Origin of the sequence: Staphylococcus delphini, from assembly GCF_900636325.1 — a bacterium.
Classification (GTDB): Bacteria; Bacillota; Bacilli; order Staphylococcales; family Staphylococcaceae; genus Staphylococcus; species Staphylococcus delphini.
In genome coordinates this window covers 1,073,083-1,090,986 of the sequence record NZ_LR134263.1, presented here as the reverse complement: position 1 = coordinate 1,090,986, position 17,904 = coordinate 1,073,083, and the positions used below count along the sequence as shown (strand labels likewise).

Below are 17,904 nucleotides of genomic sequence, written 5' to 3'. Positions count from 1 at the left end.
GTGAATAAGTTTAGTAATAGTTTACCAATGTCTACTCAAGTTTTAAAAACATTTGAGTCGGCAGATAACGATTTACGATTTACTAAGGTGAAGATTTGGCTGATGCATTTAGGTGAGAATCTTAACGGTTCTGTTTTTAATAAAGAAGTTGTTGAGAAAGCTATCCCTACCCTAGCTAACACACCAATTATGGGGAGCATCTCATTACTTGGTGAAGGTAACAAAGACTTTTTAGGACATGAAACTGATGTATTAATCACTGATGATGGTGATATAAAATTCATCAATACTACCGTTCCTTTTGGTGTTATTCCTGAGGACAACAACGCTAAATTCGAGAGTCGAGTTGGCGATGATATGATTGAGCGTGTTTATTTAACGGTAGAAGGTATTCTTTGGAACAAGTGGGAAGATGCTATTGAAATTCTTTACGGGAAAAATGGTGTTACTTCTCAATCTATGGAAATTTCAGAAGATTACAAAGCATACTTTGATGGAACTCACTTAATATTTGAAGAATTTAAGTTCTATGGTGCTTGCTTGTTGGGAGACGATGTTGAACCAGCTATGAAGAACAGTACAGTGGAATTAAAATTCTCAGCAAACACAAAAGAATTTATTAATGAGAAGATGAACCAGTTTGAAGCTATTAAATTCTCATTAAGCGAAGGAGGAAACACATTGTCAAAAAAAGACAAGACTAAATTTGACGAGTCAGAAGACCAAGAAGTGTCATTAGGTGAAGGCACTGAAGAACTTGGAGATGATTTAGAAGAAGAGGGTCAAGACGACTTACAAAAAGATACTGAAGAAGATTTAGGCAAAAAGAAAGGTCAAGAAGACGTATCACCTAATGAAGAGGAAGATGATGAATTAAAAGCTGAGTCAGACTCTAAGCCTGTAAAAGAACAATTAACAGTTGACGAGCAAGACGTTGAAAAAGCTGCTGGGGTACATAAAGAAATTCAGAAAGCACAAGAGGAATTACCGAAAGTTGCTGATTTGATTAAAGTTTTAGGTAAAGAATATTCAGTTGAAGATGTCGCTAATCTTCTTAAAGAGCTTGATGAAGTAAAAGAAAAGTATTCAGCTTTAGAACAACAAGTCCATCAAGAAAAAGTTACTTCGTTGTTTAATAATTACTCTAGCAAATTAACAAGTGGTGAGTTAGAGGAATTAAAAGCTAAATCAGATAAATTAAGTATTGCAGAGTTAGAAACAGAAATTTTTGCAACTATTGGTAAAAAGTCATTAACGAACGACCAATCAGCTTTAGCATATTCTGCTAATTCAGCTACATTTAATAAGGTTGGAATTTCTTCTAAAGAAAATAAATTAAGCAAATTCGATGCTATTTTAGAAGAGCTAAAATAATAAATAAATTATCGGAGGAATAATATAAATGGCAAAAATTAACTTAGACCGTGTATTAGGTCACTATGTAGAATCAGTCCTTGCTGACAAAGATTACGAGAATGGAGCTTTAGTTGGTCTTGGAGATTTAGTTGAAGGTGAAGACCGCTTATACAATGCAGTAACAGCTACTGCAGATAACTACTTTTTAGTAACAGAGCCAGAAGTAGACCCAACTAAGAAGGCTTCATCTGATTCTTTAGATTTCGTAATTAAAAAAGGAAAAGTAATGCGTGTACACCGTTTAGAAGTTGGTGCCACAGTAACAGTTGAGCAGAAATTGCACGCTGATTCACTACAAGCTAAAGACACATTAACTATCCAAGATGGTAAGTTTGTTAAAGGTGAAGGCGATTTCAAATTAGAATTAGTGACTGTGATTGGCGCAGACCGTCGCCCAGCTTATCGTATTCGTAGAGTAAAATAAATTATTGAACATATCGGAGGATTAAAAATAAATGACATTATTAAATACTGAATTAAAGAAAATGGCGATTGCTGCCTCTAAAGGGCAATCAACTACAAATTTTTCTAATGCTGACTTATCAGACGCTATTCGTCAGAAAATGGTTGAAGAGTTTGGAACTGACAAATTAGATGCACGCACATTCCGCAAGCACAAAGTTGAATTATTTGAATTTATTGAAGACACAATCGCTCCAGTGGTAAACGACCGTACTGCTGAAGTCTTTGGTCAATTTGCTGAGTACAAAAACTTGAGTTTTGGTGATGAGAACAAATTTATTGTAGAAGACATCGCATTATTCCCAATCGCTACTATTTCTGCTGGTAACGGAAACGTGTTACGTAAACGTTTAGATAACGACGAATTAGTAGTAGACATGCAATATATCGGTGCTGGTGTATATGAAGAATTAACACGTTTCTTAGCTGGTCGAGTTGACTGGGCTAAATTAACTGCACGCTTAGCCGAATCATTCGTTAACGACACTGCTCAACGAATTGCACAAGCATTATATGGTTCTGTAAGTAAATTAGGTTCTACTTATAAGGCTAATGTTTCTGGTAGTGATGGTACTTTGAAAGATAAAGTATTAGAAATTGCTGACCATGTAGACGCTGCAAACGGTGAAGCAATTATTGTTGGTACAAAAGCAGCTTTACGTAAATTAAAACCAGAAGATGTATCAGACTCTCAAAAAGGTGAAAAGAACGTTGCAGGATATTTTGGTTATGTTGACGGCTACCAAGCTATTGCACTTCCACAATTCCACAAAGCTGGTACTGACGAGTTTGGCATTAAGAATGATGTAATTTTCGTACTACCTTCAGCTAACGAAAAATTAATTAAAGTTGTGTTCGATGGTTACTATCATGTGCGTGAAGAAGGCGGTTCTGAGACTTACCGTACAGACATGCAGATGTCTCTTGACGTTATTTCTAGCGTTGGTGTGGCAGTAATCACTGGTGCTAAATATGGCGCAGTAGAAATCACTGGTTAATAATAACAAAAACATAAATTAAGCTCCCTACTATCTTGAGGGGGCTTTTCTATTATTATTATCAAAAGGAGAGCAAATTGAATGGCAATTAGAAGTAAAAAAGAAGAAGAAGTTGTAGAAGAAGCTAAGGTTGAAGAAAAGCCAGTAAAGAAAGCTGCTGCAAAATCAACAGCTAAAAAGACCACAGCAACTGCACGTAAGCGTACAACTAAACCAAAGTTAGACTTAGCTCAAGAAGTATTAGTTATCAATATGTCACAAGCATCATTTATTTATGAAGCTCGTAAAGGTAATGGTTTCTTAGAGTTAGATGAATATTTAGATTCAGATTATATGACAGTTGAAGACTTGCAAATCATGAAGAACTCTAATCGTGGTATTTTTGAAAAAGGTTGGTTGTTTGTTGACGATGAAGAAGCTGTTGAATTTTTAGGGATTAAAAAATATATGGATAAAGTGTTACTTCCAGAACAATTAGACGACTTGTTTGAACTAGACACTAACGTATTAAAAGAAGAGCTAGCAAAGTTCTCACCTTCTATCAAAGAGAATATTTATCAAACGATGAAGTTAAAGTATGAAGCTGGAGAATTATCAAATGTACATGTAATTCGTGCTATTGAAGAATCTTTAAATGTCGACCAAACATTATCAGTATTAAACGGTTAGGAGGTTATAACTCTTGACTGAGTTCAATTTAATTTATGACAAATTTTTATCCAAAATCACCGATTTCTCTTATGCTCAGCTAGATAAAGAAACACTTGAAGAAGATTTAAAAAGGAAATTAATTCAAGCTCTTGCTTACTTCACTCAGTTAGATGATGAAAAAGCAGAATATGTAGATAATGTTTTTATGTCTGATTTAACAGTTTTAGAACAAGAAATTCTAGCAAATCTAATGGTTATCAATCATCTTGATAAGTTTATTGTTTCTGAAGATAACATGAGAATTCTACTAAACTCTAAAGATTATAAGCAATACTCGCAAGCTACTCTACTTAAAGAGTTAAAATCAACAAAAGCAGAATACCAGTCTGATGTTGAGGCTATGAAAAATGCTTACAGTTTTAGAAATAAATTTAGAAAGAAAGATTCATAATGGATTACTTTGAAAGATACAAAAAGGTAAACACGTCTTATGGAATTACGTTAAGTCAGCATGTTATCGAAGCAAGTAGACAAAGTGCAGCCAGAAGTTTTTATTCCTCCCCTACCCTTACTGGTGTAAAGGTAAATGGTGAATCGGCTAAGTCAGTAGTAAGTGTTTATCAAAAAGATTTTTTTGACAGAACTTTCTTGCTTCCACCAGATTCTGAGTATGCGAAGATTGGTAATTACATTGAGCATCGAAATTATACTTATCTAATTATGAAGTCAAATGATAATGATATTTATCCAAATCTGTATGGCAAATTGTGTAACGAAGATTTTAAGCTACCTACTGAGAAAAAGAAGATTAAGGTAAAAGGACACAATGGCGCATTCACTTATAGATATGAATATGAATACGAAAATATTCCCATTGTCGTTGATGTTAAAGGTTATTCCATTTCAGACAATGCTATCTTACCTTTGACCGAAGGAAGAGTAATTATTTATATGCGTTATGAACCTCGATACTTAAATCATGTGGCTCTTAATTATGAGTTTGAATTGTTTAATGACACGTATAAGATTACAGACATACAGTTAGATAAAGTTGTTGGTGATGAAGGATATATCGCTTTGTCGGCACAGAAAGCAGTTGAAAACGAGTATGAACATTAAATACAAAGTTTCCAACAGAGGAGACATTAAACAAAAATTTATCGATGTTGTTAAAAATGATGAGCACATGCTGAGACTGTTGCATTATAATCCACTTGATTCTAATGGAAACTATGTTGACTTTACAAGTGACTCATTGCCTAACATTTTAGAATTAGATGAGGAAGAGTACGATGAAATAGTGTACGACCACATTAGAACTACACAAAAAACTGACGACATTGAAGAGTACAAAAAGACAGTGTTGTTTGTGTATTATGGTAAATCTAAAGCTAAATTTGGTAACCACACATTAGTAGATAGAGAAATCGTTTTTCAAATCTTGTCGCATAATGATTATTCGTTTGCACATAGAATTGAGGAAATTTGTGATAGATTAGATACTTTGTTTGTAAATAAAAACATAGCAGGTATTGGTAAAACTAGACTTGCCAACTCTTTTCCTAGAGAAGCACCAAAAGAATATTTAGCTTTTGAGCAAAAATATTTGGTTACGGATAAGGCTAGGTGATTCAATGTTAGATGCTAATGTGATAGCGGACAAAGTAATATTAGGATTGCCTGTTAATACTCCTTATGGAGAGTTCAAACCTTTTTCAATTGAAGAATATATGAAACGTGTGAGTTCCATTTCTATCCTGTCTTATGGCAAAAAGAAACTATTGGCTGAGTTAGGCAAAGCATATCAACTTGCTAACAAAGAAGTAACAGATGAAAAAGTCCACGAGATGTTAAAAGAATTGTATGAACTTCCCCTGTTCTATCTTTTAAAAGAATACTTTAATGAATATTTGCAACATTATATCATCATTTTAAGATTCACTTTGTTTTATAAGTTTGATGAGCAAAACGAGACTGACGAAGAAAAGAATTTAACTGAGGTTAGAGACTTTTTATTTGGCTTAACTGATGAAGAGTTCGATGAAATACGAAAAATATTAATGACGCTAAACAACCAAACTGAAAAGATAGCCTTTTTAAATCCTAAGATTCAACGTGGTCAAGACAAAAAAGAGCTTTATTTTACAGGTAATACTGATGACTCCCCTAATCTATCCACAATGATTACAACTTGCGTTACATATTCCGGAATTGATTTTAGTGTCATTTCTAAATGGAACGCATTTCAGCTACAACATGCTTTTCAAAGAATTGCTTACTTAATAAATTATGAAACTACCAGATTGTTTGCAACAGTTGCGACTGATGTTGATATTGAAAACTGGACTAAAAATATTGATTTACAATATGAAGAAAAGAATACAGACAAACAGTTCAATGAGTTTAAGAAACAATTATCTGGCATAAGAAACAGTAAGTAATCGAAATAAATTATTAAACATTATTCAGGAGGAATAAATTATATGCTTTATATCCAAGACGTTGCAGACGTACTTTTAACTCGTAAGAGTGACAACTTTAAAATCGCTACTGGTACGGCTCAATCAACAAGTATTTCACAATCAGTAGACGAAGACCAAATCAAAGGTGGTATTGGGAACCGTACCCTTTATACTATCAAATCGAACAAAGAATTAGAAATTGAAGTAAAAGACGCTGTATTTAATCCACAATGGTTAGCTGCTACACAAGGTGTTAAAGTTATGGACGACCAAACACTTGAAATTGAAGTAGTAGATACGGTTGAGATTGGTGAGGAAGGTAAAATCACTCTTAAAGATACTTCCTTCGACGGCGAAGGTGTGTTTGTTGACTCTAAAGGTGATAACCATTCAGTTACATTCGCTAAAGGTGTGGCTACAGTCGCCGATATTGCTAACCAAAAAGGCAAAGAAGGTCAAGCAGTTTATAAAGAAGAGCGTGAAGGTAAATCTATCTCAATCCGTGCTGACCGATTTGCTGAGAAGTACAAAGCTCAGCTTAACACAATTATTTATGAAGCTGAAACAGAATCAATCGTTGAAGATTTATTCGTTGTGTTCCATAACGTAACACCTTCAGCCGAGTTTGAATTAGGACTTGAAGCTGGTGAAGCATTAGCACCAGAAATTAAATTGGTTGCTTCAGCAGACCCTAAAACAAAAGAGATTGGTAACTGGTTCATGTCTCCTCATAAGGACGCTGCTGAAAAAAAGTAAGTAAGCCGAAGTCTGAGTTAGAGGAAGATAACGGTGACTCCGAGGAAGATGAAGAGGAGCCACAAGTTAAGGCTTCGGTTACAATCAAAAATAAAACTAAGACATTGAAAGTTGGCAATAAATTCCAGCTTCCAGTTACAGTGACACCTGAAGAACGTGTTGGAGATGTTAAATACTCTTCTAGTCATGAGCAATATGCTACTGTCTCCCCTACTGGAGAAGTAGAAGCTAAAGCGGCTGGTATCACGACTGTTACAGCTACTTTAGATGGCTCTAGTGCTAAGATTACTATTAGTGTAGAAGAAAACGCTGACGTATCTTCAGATGAAGAAGAGGACGAAGTGGTTTAATTTTTAAGGGGGCATAACGCTCCCTTTTTATTTTTGATTTAAAAATGGGATAAAAGGAGAATTTTATTGTGACAAACAAATCTAAGAAAAACACTGAATTTACTCGAGAAAATTTAATAAATATTACCGATATAGTTAATCAAGCATCTAAGTATGATGAGGTTTCTGATTACACATTAAGTAATGGCGAGACGATGCAATTCTATCCATATTTCTCTCGAACTAAAATTACAGAGATTATTGAAGAATTTCAAACATATGCGCAATCAGAAAACAAAGAGGATAAAAAGATTATGGAGTCAATCACAAGTGGTGAAACTCACATTATCTTATTCTGGTATTTCTTAATGATTAAAAAATTCACTCACTTCGGTGTCCAAATGGAAAAAGCTAAAAATTTAAGTGAATTGATTAATTATTATAACGCTTTGTTGGAAACTGGGTTGTTAGAAGAAATCATTAACGATGTCTTTATTTTTGATGAAGTGAAAAAAGTTAATAACATGTTTGCAAATAGTACGGCACTAATGACAAGTACCGTGGAATTCTTGAATACATATGAAGATAAATTAGAAAATGCTCGTGAAAAGTTTAAAGAAAATTTAAGAGAAGGAAACTTCGATGGCAAGAAATAAAACAGTTTCAGATTTATCTCAGTTAGAAGCAATGTTCGCTGTTGCTCTAAGAGACACGATTAACAACGAGGTATTCGAGGTTATTAGAGATGAATTAATAATGGAAATGGAACGACGTGTGTATGACGTGTATGAGCCTAAAAGGTATCAACGTCGTGGTAGTTCTGGTGGTTTAAAAGACCCTGATAATTATGTGATTACTATGCCTTATATATCCGATAAGAAGATGTCCTTCCTGATAGCAAACTTAACTAAAGGAAATGGAGACACCTTAGACGATTTTATCAATGATTTAATTGAAGGTGTGGACGGTTTCGCTGGTGACCCAAGTCTAGGAATGCCGGCTCGTCCTTATACCGAATATGCATACTCTAATTTGATTTCATCTGTAAGCAGAAATGACATGTTGGAAGCTCTTTATAAAGGTTTAAGAAAAAGAGGCTTCAATGTAAGCGTTAAATAGAAATGAGGAAATGCCGTGACAATAAATAAAAACATGTTGCGTCAACGTGCTCAAAAGTTACCCGAAGTCACTGATGAAATGTGGCAAAAAGTAAATCCCCTGACCCGAGAATTAATTGATGAATTTTTAAATTCGATTGATGCTTCAAAACAAACTAAAAAACAGTATCGTTCAGCTTTAAAGCAATTTGCATATTTTGTTTACGAGAGTTTGAATGACAAACCATTATATAAGATTAAAAAACGAGATGGATTAAGATTTATGAATTACTTACGTGAGAATCGTAAGATGTCCTCCTCTGGAATTAATCTTAAAAAATCCGCTATATCTTCTTTTTGCTCATGGATTGAAATGTATTTAACAGATGATGACGAATATGTGAATGAACATGGAGAGCCCCTGTTTCAAACCTTTAGAAATTTTATGAAAGGTTTGCCACCAGTTGTAAAGAATCAAACATATCAAAAAGTAAAAATTACGTATGAAGAATATTTGAAAATGATGGAAGCTCTTGAAAGTGATGAAAACTATTTAGGTATGGCTTGGCTAGCTGTGGCTTTCAATGCGGGAGCAAGACGTGCTGAAATTATTCAACTTAAATCTGAGATTGTTAATTACCCTTTTAATAAAGAAGGCAGCTATATATTATCACACAACATAAGAGGAAAAGGTCGAGGAGAAGATGGGAAGATGCTTCAGTACATGATAAACGACGAAGCATTGAAATATATTAACCTTTGGCTTGAAAAGCGTGGTTTTGAGCATGAATATATCTTCGCTTTAAAACGTGGTGATAACGCTCGACAAATGAGCGTTAGTTGGGCTGATTATTTTTGTGAAAGTGTTTTGTCTCCAATATTAGGACGACGTATTAATCCGCACATTTTTAAGGCAAGTTGTATCACCTACCTTTTAGAAGTTAAAGGCGTTGATATTAAAACTGTATCAAAACATGTAGCACATCATGAATCAGTAAATACAACTCAAATTTATGACTTAAGGGACTTTGATGACGAACGCAACAATATTTTTAACAAATGATTCTATTACTGAATTCTCTCGAGAATACTAAATTGTCGAGAGACTTGAATAATAGAAAAGTACGGTGAAGAAAACACAAGGAGTGAAAATTTTGGCAAATGGATTTAATATTGGAATTTTGTCAACCTTAGACGTTGATTCAAGCTCCTCTCGTAAGCAAATAAACGAAACGATTAAAGAAATCGAAAAGAATATAAACAAGGTTTCTGTTGAATTTGAAGCCAGACAAACTAAAGGTGCTTCAAATGATTTAAGAAAAAGTGCCAATAGTGTTATAGACAGTTTAAACAAATCAAGTCAATTGAGGAAAGTTAAAGTTGACTTAGATGTAAACTTAACTCAAAGTAAGCAAAATATTAAAAAAGCTATTTCAACGCTATCTGATAGCTTATCAAAGAATAAAATTAAAGTTAATATTGATGCAAATGTGGATACTAATGCCGCTCAAAAAGCTGGTAAGTCAATATCAACAAATGCACAAAAAGGTTTTGGCGCAGTATCCTCCACGACTTCTAAAGGGCAAGCTCAAGAAATTGAAAAAATAAATAATTCGATGCTACAACTGCAAAAAACTTACTCAGATGTAAGCAAATTAAGTAGCGAGCTTTCTAACGTAAGAGATAATTCTTTACGTACTGAAATTAAGTCTATCAAAGACGCTAACGGTGCATTACAATCATACCAAGTCAATTTACAAAGAGTAAGCGAATTAGGAAAAACATTAGGCAGAGAAAGCTACAACTACAAAGCAAACGACGACGGTTCGTTAAGTTTAGAAAAAATAGCTAACTTAAACTCTCAAGAAAAAGCACGAAAATTAACTCATGATTCTATGGTTAAATCTATGGAGCAAGAAGTAAGTGCTTTAGACAGAATGGTTGAAAAACAAAAGTTATCTACTTCTCAAGCCGAAAAGATTAAAAATGCATATAGCCAGCTAAGCCATTTGGCTAAAGAAAATAAAGTGATTAGCCCAGAACAATTCACTAAAGCTAAATCTGAAGCAGACATATTGCTTAAGAAGTATACATTACAAAACGAGCAATTGAAAGAGCAAGAAAAGATTCAATCAGCAATTTCAAAAGAACTTGAAAGAATTAATAAATTAGAGGCTCAAGGTAAAATTAGCAAAGGTCAAGCAAAGGACGCTACTAATAATTATACTGGGCTAAAAGAAAGAATAAATAGTGGCGACGTTACAAAATTATCAACCGAGTTCAACAAAGTAAAACAAAGCGCAGATGGCTTATTACTTGGTTATTCTCAACAAAATAAATTATTAAATCAACAAGTTTCATTGTTAGCACAAATTGATAGAGCAGAACGTCGTTTAACAAGTACGATTGATAAACGTGCTACTTCACAGTTAAAAGGTCAACTACAAAACCTTAACTCAAATGGTAGTGGTACATTTGGAAAAGAAGCAGCTTTTCAAATGTCTCAAATTCAAGGACAAGTCAGAACTATTACGGCAGAAGCTGAACGTGCTACAAGGTCACAGCTAGGTTTTGTTGAGTCGTTTAGACAAGCAATGATTAAATTCCCTGTTTGGATGGGTGCTACTACTCTGTTTTTTGGTGCGATTAGAAGTGGTCAAAACTTCTTATCAATCATCTCAGATATTGACTCTAAAATGGTTACTTTATCAAAAGTAATGAATGATAATGCTGATTTAGAATCTGTATTCTTACGAGCTAATGATGCAGCTTTACAATATGGTCAAACTATTAGTAACGTTTTAGATGTATATGCGGAGTTCGCTAGACAAGGTTATGACGAAGCTGATACCACAGTATTTGGTAATGCAGCCTTAATAGCTTCCAATGTTGGTGAAATTGATGCAAAACAAGCATCAGAATATTTAACGTCGATGTCGGCTCAGTGGGAAACATCAGCTACTGACGCTATGAGACAAGTCGACTCGCTCAACCAAATCTCGAATGAATATGCGACTACTGTTGAAAAATTAGCACAAGGTCAAGCAAAAGCTGGTTCTACTGCTAAATCAATGGGGCTAACTTTTGACGAGACTAACGCCATTGTTGGTGCTTTAACTGCAAAGACTAAGCAATCTGGTGACGAAATTGGTAACTTCTTAAAAGCTGTATTACCTAAACTTTATGTAGGCACAGGTAAAAACACTATTACTGATTTGGGAATCAATATGAAAGATTCCAACGGACAGCTGAAAAGTGCAATTACCTTATTAGAAGAAGTATCAGAAAAAATTAAAAATGTTGATAAAGACCAACAAGCTGCTGTAATACGTGGACTTGGTGGAACGTACCATTACCAACGTATGCAAGTATTATTAGACGACTTGTCGAAAGCAGACTCACTATACAAACAGATTAAAAACACATCAGAAAACTCTGCGGGTTCCGCTATTGCCGAGAACCAGAAATATTTAGAGTCTGTTGAAGCTAAGGTCAATAGAGCTAAAGTTTCAATTGAACAATTTGCAGTTGCTATCGGCGATGCTTTTGTTAAATCTGGAATGTTAGACGGACTAAGATTATTCACTAATTTAATGACTGGTTTAACAAGACATGTGCAAGAATTAGGTTCAACCTCAGTATTAATTGGTACACTAGCAGGAACGATGTCACTATTCTCTAAGAATGTTAGAGGTGGTTTTGAAGACGCCAGACTTAGTATTGCTAACTTCATTGCAGAAGCTAACGACTTAGAGTCAGTTACTCAAAAAATGAAGAAAAATGATGGCACAGTTATTGAGAGAATGGTGCTTGAAGGCAATAAAGGTAGAATTAAAGATAATCAAGTTGGAGCAGTGTCTCAATTAGTGATGGACGAATCACTTGAGAAATATGACATGGCAGCTTCTAAAGCAAAAGCAGCTAGTACATCTACCCTAGCTTTTGCGGATTCACAAAAAACATTAACCACACAAGCCCTACTAACTTCAAGTGCATTAAATACTAACAATATTAAGACGACAGCTACTGCAACAGTTAGTAAAGTAGCAACTGTTGCGGTGAATGGATTTAAAGCAGCTATGCGTGGATTAGCTTCAGCCACTTTAGTCGGTGCAGCAATTGCTGGTATATCGTTTGTACTGGAAAAGGTTATCTCCAAATTTGATAGTGCTTCAAATGCCGCTGAGAATTATAAAATGCAACAAGATACGCTCAAACAGACTATCGAAAGTATGGGCGGTACTGGTGAAATTGATAAATTAATTGATAGATATACAGAACTTGAGAACAAAATGCGTTCGGGTAAATCGTTTGATGATACTGAAGCAGCTCAATATAAAGAAACTGTATCTCAAATTAAGAATATTTTTCCGGATTTAGTATCTTCTGAAGGTCAATATGGTGCTACTCTATCAGCTAATAGTAATACATTAAAAGAGCGTGTCGAGCTCATGAAACAGCAACTTGAGATTGAGAAAGAAAACGCTCGTATTAAAAATGAAGCTGATTTACGTAAACAGTATGATGATTCAGTTAAAGAAGCTAAGAATATAAATAATGGCGGTTTTTGGGGGCTAGGAAAGAATCCAGAAACAAAATTAAGAGAACGTGCTGGTTCAGTCGGGACACCAAACGGTAATAATAACGAGATTTATCAATTACAAACTAGAATCGATAAAGTTAAATCTCTAGAAGAAGCAGAAAAAAGACAGGCAGAAGCCCAAAAACTTTTAGCTGAAGCAAGAAAAAATGGAGACCAAGAAAGTATTTCTTCTCTTGATAGAATTATCAGTGCTCTTGATACGTATAAAAGTAAAAAAGCTCAAGCTACTGCTACTGACAATGCAGCAATTGACGCACAAGCTAGACTATTTACCTCTCAAATCGAACAAATTAAGACAGCTAATTATTCTATTGGTGATTCTGGAAAAGCAATCCTAATTTCTTTAAGCACATCTGTACGAGAGTTTGCTAAATCGGGTGAAGATGCAAAGAACACATTTTCTACATTAAACGGTTTATTAACACAAGATGCCGGTTTTGCGAGCAAAATGCAAGAATATGAAGCTGCATTAAATAGTTTTAAAAATGCCAAAAATGAGACAGAACGAGCAGATAGATTGCCAGTATTGCAAGCTGCTTATACCAAGGTAGCACAAGCAATCTTAGACGCTGCTAGAGCTGCCAATTTTTCAAAAGAAGAGCAAAATAAGTTAAAACAAAGTTTAGAAACTAATATTGAAACTGAGACGGGTTATGCCGCATCAATAAGCAAATCTGGTCAAGTTTCTATTGACACTGCAAAGAAAATTGATGCTAATACAAATTCGGTGGACAAGAACACAGTTGCGAAAGAAGATAATGCAGAGGCTAGTGAGAAGCAAGCAGAGGCTAATAAACAGCTTGCTAATTCACTAAGAGAAACCGGAGACACTCATGAGCTTTTAAATAATTCACTTAAAGAATTATCTGAAGGCGATTTGTCGTGGAATAATTTAACTAGCTTGGTTGAAAAATATGGTGAAGAAGTTTTAGGTGTATTTAACAACCATGAAGCATTAACTGAGTTTATTAAATCAAAGCAAGATGAAGAAACTGAAAATTTCAATGCTAACTTACAAAAGAAGTTGGACAATAGTGAAGCGTATTATAAGTCTGTAGCTGGAAAAGGTACAGAACTAGCTGACCATTTAATGCAAACTTACGGAATTGATGCAAGTAATTATAATACTTTAACTGAATTAAAAGCTGGAATTACTGATGTATACAACCACGGCTCTGCAAAACAACAAGAAAAATTAGTTAATCAAATTGCTCAACATTACGGCGTCGATTTATCGAACTACGGAACTTTAGGAAAGAAAAAAGACGCTTTAGAAAAAGCTATTTTACAAGCTCTAGGTAAGAAATGGGCAGCACATATTAATGAATTGCGTAGGATTGCTGACGAAGCATTCGCTGATATTCCTGAAGCCCCTAAAGATACTAACTCCGCAGAATACGCTGATTATATTGAAAAGAGTTGGAATGCTGCTAAAGCCGCTACTGACTCAACAGTTGCTAACTTAACTTATTCATGGCAAATTGGACAGACTATTGATGGCGCTATTGATAGTATAGTTGGAGGAGACAAAGTTTTTAAACAAGCAGCTGACTCAGCTGGTAAATTAGGCTCGGTAGCAAAAGATTTAGGTAATGGTCTTGATAAAACTGGTAAAGGTGGAAACAAAGCCTCCAAAGGCTTAGGTAAAGCCGGAAAAGCAATGGACAAAGCGTCTAAAGAAGCAGATAAGCTCGAAAAAGAAGCAGCTTCTGCCGGTGTAAGTGTTGAGAAACTATACAAGACTTTCACTGTTACTACATATGTCGCTGATGAATTGCAAATGGCTTTAGATAAGGTGAACTTCCAATTAGAGAAACAGAAGCTAAATACACAAAAATATGCTGTTTGGTCTCAAAAATATCGTGACTCATTGAAAGCAGAAAATAAGTTAATTGACGAGAAAACTAAGAAACTTAATGAACAAATCAAATCCATGCAAGAGCAAATTAAAGCTGGTCAAGTTATTGAGTATGGACTGGTGAATAGTGATTACAATGTACCATATTTGAAATTTACAGCTAACGGTTTAGATGGTGGTAAAACAGCTTCAATTGGCGCTGTTGGCTCAACCACTCAAGAGAAAGTTTGGAATTATTTACGTGGTAAAGGATTATCTGAACATGCGGTTGCCGGTATTATGGGTAACATTGAGCGTGAGTCAAGATTCCTACCTAATGCTAAAGAACCTAATGGTACAGGTATCGGTTTAGTACAATGGTCGTTTGGTCGTGCTGATAACCTCAGAAACTTTGCAAAAAGACGTGGTAAATCTTGGGCTGACTTGAATACACAATTAGATTTCTTATGGCAAGAATTACAAACAACAGAACGTGGAGCACTAAATGCGTTAAAAGCATCAGGTTCGGTCATTGGCGCTGCCGATGCATTCCAACGTAAATTTGAACGTGCTGGCGTTGTTGCTCAAGGACAACGTAATTCGGCGGCTAATAGGTACTATAATCAGTTTAAAGGCACTAATGGTGGAAGTGCTGTTAAAGTTTCTAATGCAGGACAAAGCATAGTCGCTGGTTGGAAAAAAACGGCACCATTCGGACATTATTATGGAACTAATACACCTCACTACGGTGTCGATTATGCATCTAGTGTCGGCTCACCTATTAAAGCCTCACGTGGTGGTATAGTGTTATCATCTGGTTGGAGTAACTATGGTGGAGGTAACCAAGTAGTTATTTATAATCCTAAATTAAACAAAACTTTTACGTATATGCATATGTTAAGTGATTTACGTGTTAAAAAAGGTCAACAAGTTGTAGCTGGTCAAATGATTGGTAGAATGGGAAATACTGGTAATTCTACAGGTCCCCACTTGCACTTCCAAGTCAACGAAGGCAAAGGTTTTACTGCAGCTGGCACCTCATTTACTGGTTGGAACAGAGCAATTAATCCGGAGCCGTATCTAAGAATTGCTGGAGACAACGGAAAATTTGATTTTAGAAGCACTGGTAATCTAGATATACCTGCTGGCGAGTTATCACAAGCTATGGTCGATAGTTATAACCAAGCGCAAGAACAAATGTTAGCTGAAATTGAAGCCGGCATTAACGAACATAACGAGTCTGAAAAAATGAAGCAAAAAGTTGATGAGTTACGTAAAAAACTCATGGATACACAACTTGAATTAGTAAGAAATATGCAAGCCAAAAAAGAGAACTTGTTTAATATTCATAAATCTAATATTGCCTCTTTCGACCATTCTAGAGAACTACAAGCAGCTAAATCAGCTAAATATGAATATGAGCTTAACAAAATTGAGTTTGAACAAGGTCGCAACAGTAAAGAATGGCGTAAAAAGAATGAGCAACTTCAAACTTCTAAAGAATTAGAAAAAGGTTGGGAACAAGATAAGATTAAATATATCGACAAAGTTATTAAACAGAATAAAGGCGGTATATTAGGTAAACAGACAGCTTACAGAGACGAATTGGAGAAAGTTAAACGAGAAGCTCAGCAAAACGTAAGAGATATTGCTTCAGGTATCATGCGTGCCCGTGGTGAAATTATTGCTTCATTAATTGACCAAATTATTGAGGATTACACTAAAGATACGGAAAAGATACAAAGAAGTATTGACTCAATTGGTAAGAAGAAAGGTCATCTTGACCCAGCTAACGTAGACCAAGCCAAAACTTTAGTTGATTTAACCACTCAACAACACAAAGAAGCAACTAAACTTGCTGAGAAAACAAAATTCTACATAACTCAACTGGAAACACAAGCTAAGAAAGTTAAGAAAAATGCAGAACTTAAGAAACGTTTAACTAATCAAATCAAAGATATGAAGACAGCTTATGATGACGCTACCCTCTCGGCTCATGAGTTCTTAAAAGAAGCAGCTGACGTAGCAATCGAGCGCCAATTAACTATCAATGCTCGTAGGTTAAAAGAATTTCAAGCTGAACTAAGAAAAGCTGAATATAAAAATGCATTTGTAAACTCAGAGTTCCAAATTGATTTATTTAGAGACGGTCAAGAAAAAATGCTTAACGGCTATGCCAAAGAGCAACAAGCATTAGAGAAGAACAAAAAGGAACTCGAGGAACAATTAAAGTTGTACAAGAAGTTACCAGCTCAGTCTGAAAAGATTAAAGATTCAATTGAAGAAATTACTAATGCTCTTCAAGAGAACAATAAGTCATTACACAACCTAAGATTTGAGTTAGCAAACAGTATTATCAACTCAATGAAATCTGTTTATCAAAAACAATTAGAAGTTGCTACCAAAGCGTATGATGACGAGTATAAAGAATACGAAAAATTAATTAATAAGAAATTAAAATTAATTGATGAAGAAGCACAACAAGAAACATTCCAAAAAGATGTTAAGGAGAAAACAGAAAATCTCAACAAAATTAGAGATGAGATTGCACAACGTCTTGGTGATGATAGTTTAGCTAACCAGAAGAAACTTAAAGACTTACGTGAACAACTCAGACAAGGTGAAGAAGAATATGAAGCCTATTTGAGAAACAAGAATCGAGAAGACCGCAAACAAGCGTTGCAAGATGAACTTCAAGACAAAAACGACCAATTAACACAGCAGAAAGAAGATTTAAATAAAGCGTTTACTGACTTATTAGAAGACACAAGAAGATTCAATAGTATACAAGAAGAGCTTATGGCTGGTCAGATTGATAAGTATAAATCAATGGTTGAAGATTTAACTAAATTTGTTTCTGACAATATGAAAGATATTGGTAATTCAGTGGGACAAAATATTATCGATGGTATTGATGAGACGTTTAAAAACTTGTTGGAAGTTGCACAATTACTACAAAAACAAGATAAAGGCGGCAATCCAGTACCTAATTCAAACCTTAAACCTAAGCCTTTAAGTGAAGCTACTGCCGCAGCTATCAAGCAAATTAACGCAGTAGCGCCTTCAGCAATCCTCAATGGACTACAGATTAAAGATATTGTTAAACCTAAAGACATTGGGAAATCAACTAATGTTACTACAAACAATAATACTCAAGCCAAGTCATTAGTTAATATCGAGAACTTCAATGGAAGCAAAAAAGAAGTTGATGATTTAGTAGGCACATTAGAAAACGCATTAAGAAAAAAAGGAACGATTTAAAAGGAGATGAAATCTAATTGAGGAACTTATAT

General features: G+C 34.8%; 14 protein-coding genes. All 14 read left to right on the top strand.

Annotation, left to right across the window (positions count from 1 at the left end; all coding sequences use genetic code 11):
* The 14 genes from EL101_RS04995 (at position 1) to EL101_RS04930 (ending at position 17,872) form a co-directional block, all read left to right on the top strand.
* A complete protein-coding gene (locus tag EL101_RS04995) occupies positions 1 to 1,374 on the top strand; it encodes a hypothetical protein (RefSeq protein WP_096597527.1) in 1,374 nt (457 codons plus the stop codon).
* Positions 1,375 to 1,402: 28 nt separating this feature from the next.
* Entirely contained in the window at positions 1,403 to 1,840 is a 438-nt protein-coding gene (locus EL101_RS04990) for a hypothetical protein (RefSeq protein WP_096597529.1), read from the top strand.
* A 31-nt stretch (positions 1,841 to 1,871) separates the two neighbouring features.
* Positions 1,872 to 2,876 (top strand): hypothetical protein, encoded by a 1,005-nt coding sequence (locus EL101_RS04985; protein ID WP_096597531.1) that lies wholly within the window; start codon positions 1,872 to 1,874, stop codon positions 2,874 to 2,876.
* 81 nt (positions 2,877 to 2,957) lie between these two features.
* Entirely contained in the window at positions 2,958 to 3,545 is a 588-nt protein-coding gene (locus EL101_RS04980; RefSeq protein ID WP_240622714.1) for a hypothetical protein, read from the top strand.
* 13 nt (positions 3,546 to 3,558) lie between these two features.
* Entirely contained in the window at positions 3,559 to 3,978 is a 420-nt protein-coding gene (locus tag EL101_RS04975) for a hypothetical protein (protein ID WP_096597533.1), read from the top strand.
* A complete protein-coding gene (locus EL101_RS04970; protein ID WP_096597535.1) occupies positions 3,978 to 4,646 on the top strand; it encodes a CYTH domain-containing protein in 669 nt (222 codons plus the stop codon). The genes EL101_RS04975 and EL101_RS04970 overlap by 1 nt, the downstream gene beginning before the upstream one ends.
* A complete protein-coding gene (locus EL101_RS04965; RefSeq protein ID WP_096597537.1) occupies positions 4,636 to 5,157 on the top strand; it encodes a hypothetical protein in 522 nt (173 codons plus the stop codon). The genes EL101_RS04970 and EL101_RS04965 overlap by 11 nt, the downstream gene beginning before the upstream one ends.
* A 4-nt stretch (positions 5,158 to 5,161) precedes the next feature.
* Positions 5,162 to 5,968, top strand: a complete 807-nt coding sequence (locus EL101_RS04960) for a hypothetical protein (protein WP_096597539.1) — start codon at positions 5,162 to 5,164, stop codon at positions 5,966 to 5,968.
* Positions 5,969 to 6,010: 42 nt separating this feature from the next.
* The gene (locus EL101_RS04955; protein ID WP_096597541.1) at positions 6,011 to 6,745 is read left to right on the top strand and encodes a hypothetical protein; all 735 of its coding nucleotides are present in this window, start codon (positions 6,011 to 6,013) and stop codon (positions 6,743 to 6,745) included.
* Positions 6,746 to 6,849: 104 nt separating this feature from the next.
* Positions 6,850 to 7,095, top strand: a complete 246-nt coding sequence (locus tag EL101_RS04950; protein WP_197718002.1) for an Ig-like domain-containing protein — start codon at positions 6,850 to 6,852, stop codon at positions 7,093 to 7,095.
* 68 nt (positions 7,096 to 7,163) lie between these two features.
* Positions 7,164 to 7,730, top strand: a complete 567-nt coding sequence (locus EL101_RS04945; protein WP_096597545.1) for a hypothetical protein — start codon at positions 7,164 to 7,166, stop codon at positions 7,728 to 7,730.
* A complete protein-coding gene (locus EL101_RS04940) occupies positions 7,717 to 8,193 on the top strand; it encodes a hypothetical protein (protein WP_096597547.1) in 477 nt (158 codons plus the stop codon). The genes EL101_RS04945 and EL101_RS04940 overlap by 14 nt, the downstream gene beginning before the upstream one ends.
* Positions 8,194 to 8,226: 33 nt before the next feature.
* Positions 8,227 to 9,234: a tyrosine-type recombinase/integrase gene (locus EL101_RS04935; protein WP_096597587.1), complete on the top strand. Its 1,008-nt coding sequence runs from the start codon at positions 8,227 to 8,229 to the stop codon at positions 9,232 to 9,234.
* A gap of 91 nt (positions 9,235 to 9,325) precedes the next feature.
* Entirely contained in the window at positions 9,326 to 17,872 is an 8,547-nt protein-coding gene (locus tag EL101_RS04930) for a phage tail tape measure protein (protein WP_096597549.1), read from the top strand.
* Positions 17,873 to 17,904 lie beyond the last annotated feature (32 nt).

What these genes read in the sequence shown, in the direction of transcription:
- EL101_RS04965 (WP_096597537.1), top strand. Translation starts at nt 4,636, where the DNA reads ATGAACATTAAATACAAAGTTTCCAACAGAGGAGACATTAAACAAAAA.
- EL101_RS04990 (WP_096597529.1), top strand. Translation starts at nt 1,403, where the DNA reads ATGGCAAAAATTAACTTAGACCGTGTATTAGGTCACTATGTAGAATCA.
- EL101_RS04980 (WP_240622714.1), top strand. Translation starts at nt 2,958, where the DNA reads ATGGCAATTAGAAGTAAAAAAGAAGAAGAAGTTGTAGAAGAAGCTAAG.
- EL101_RS04960 (WP_096597539.1), top strand. Translation starts at nt 5,162, where the DNA reads ATGTTAGATGCTAATGTGATAGCGGACAAAGTAATATTAGGATTGCCT.
- EL101_RS04985 (WP_096597531.1), top strand. Translation starts at nt 1,872, where the DNA reads ATGACATTATTAAATACTGAATTAAAGAAAATGGCGATTGCTGCCTCT.
- EL101_RS04935 (WP_096597587.1), top strand. Translation starts at nt 8,227, where the DNA reads ATGTTGCGTCAACGTGCTCAAAAGTTACCCGAAGTCACTGATGAAATG.
- EL101_RS04955 (WP_096597541.1), top strand. Translation starts at nt 6,011, where the DNA reads ATGCTTTATATCCAAGACGTTGCAGACGTACTTTTAACTCGTAAGAGT.
- EL101_RS04940 (WP_096597547.1), top strand. Translation starts at nt 7,717, where the DNA reads ATGGCAAGAAATAAAACAGTTTCAGATTTATCTCAGTTAGAAGCAATG.
- EL101_RS04970 (WP_096597535.1), top strand. Translation starts at nt 3,978, where the DNA reads ATGGATTACTTTGAAAGATACAAAAAGGTAAACACGTCTTATGGAATT.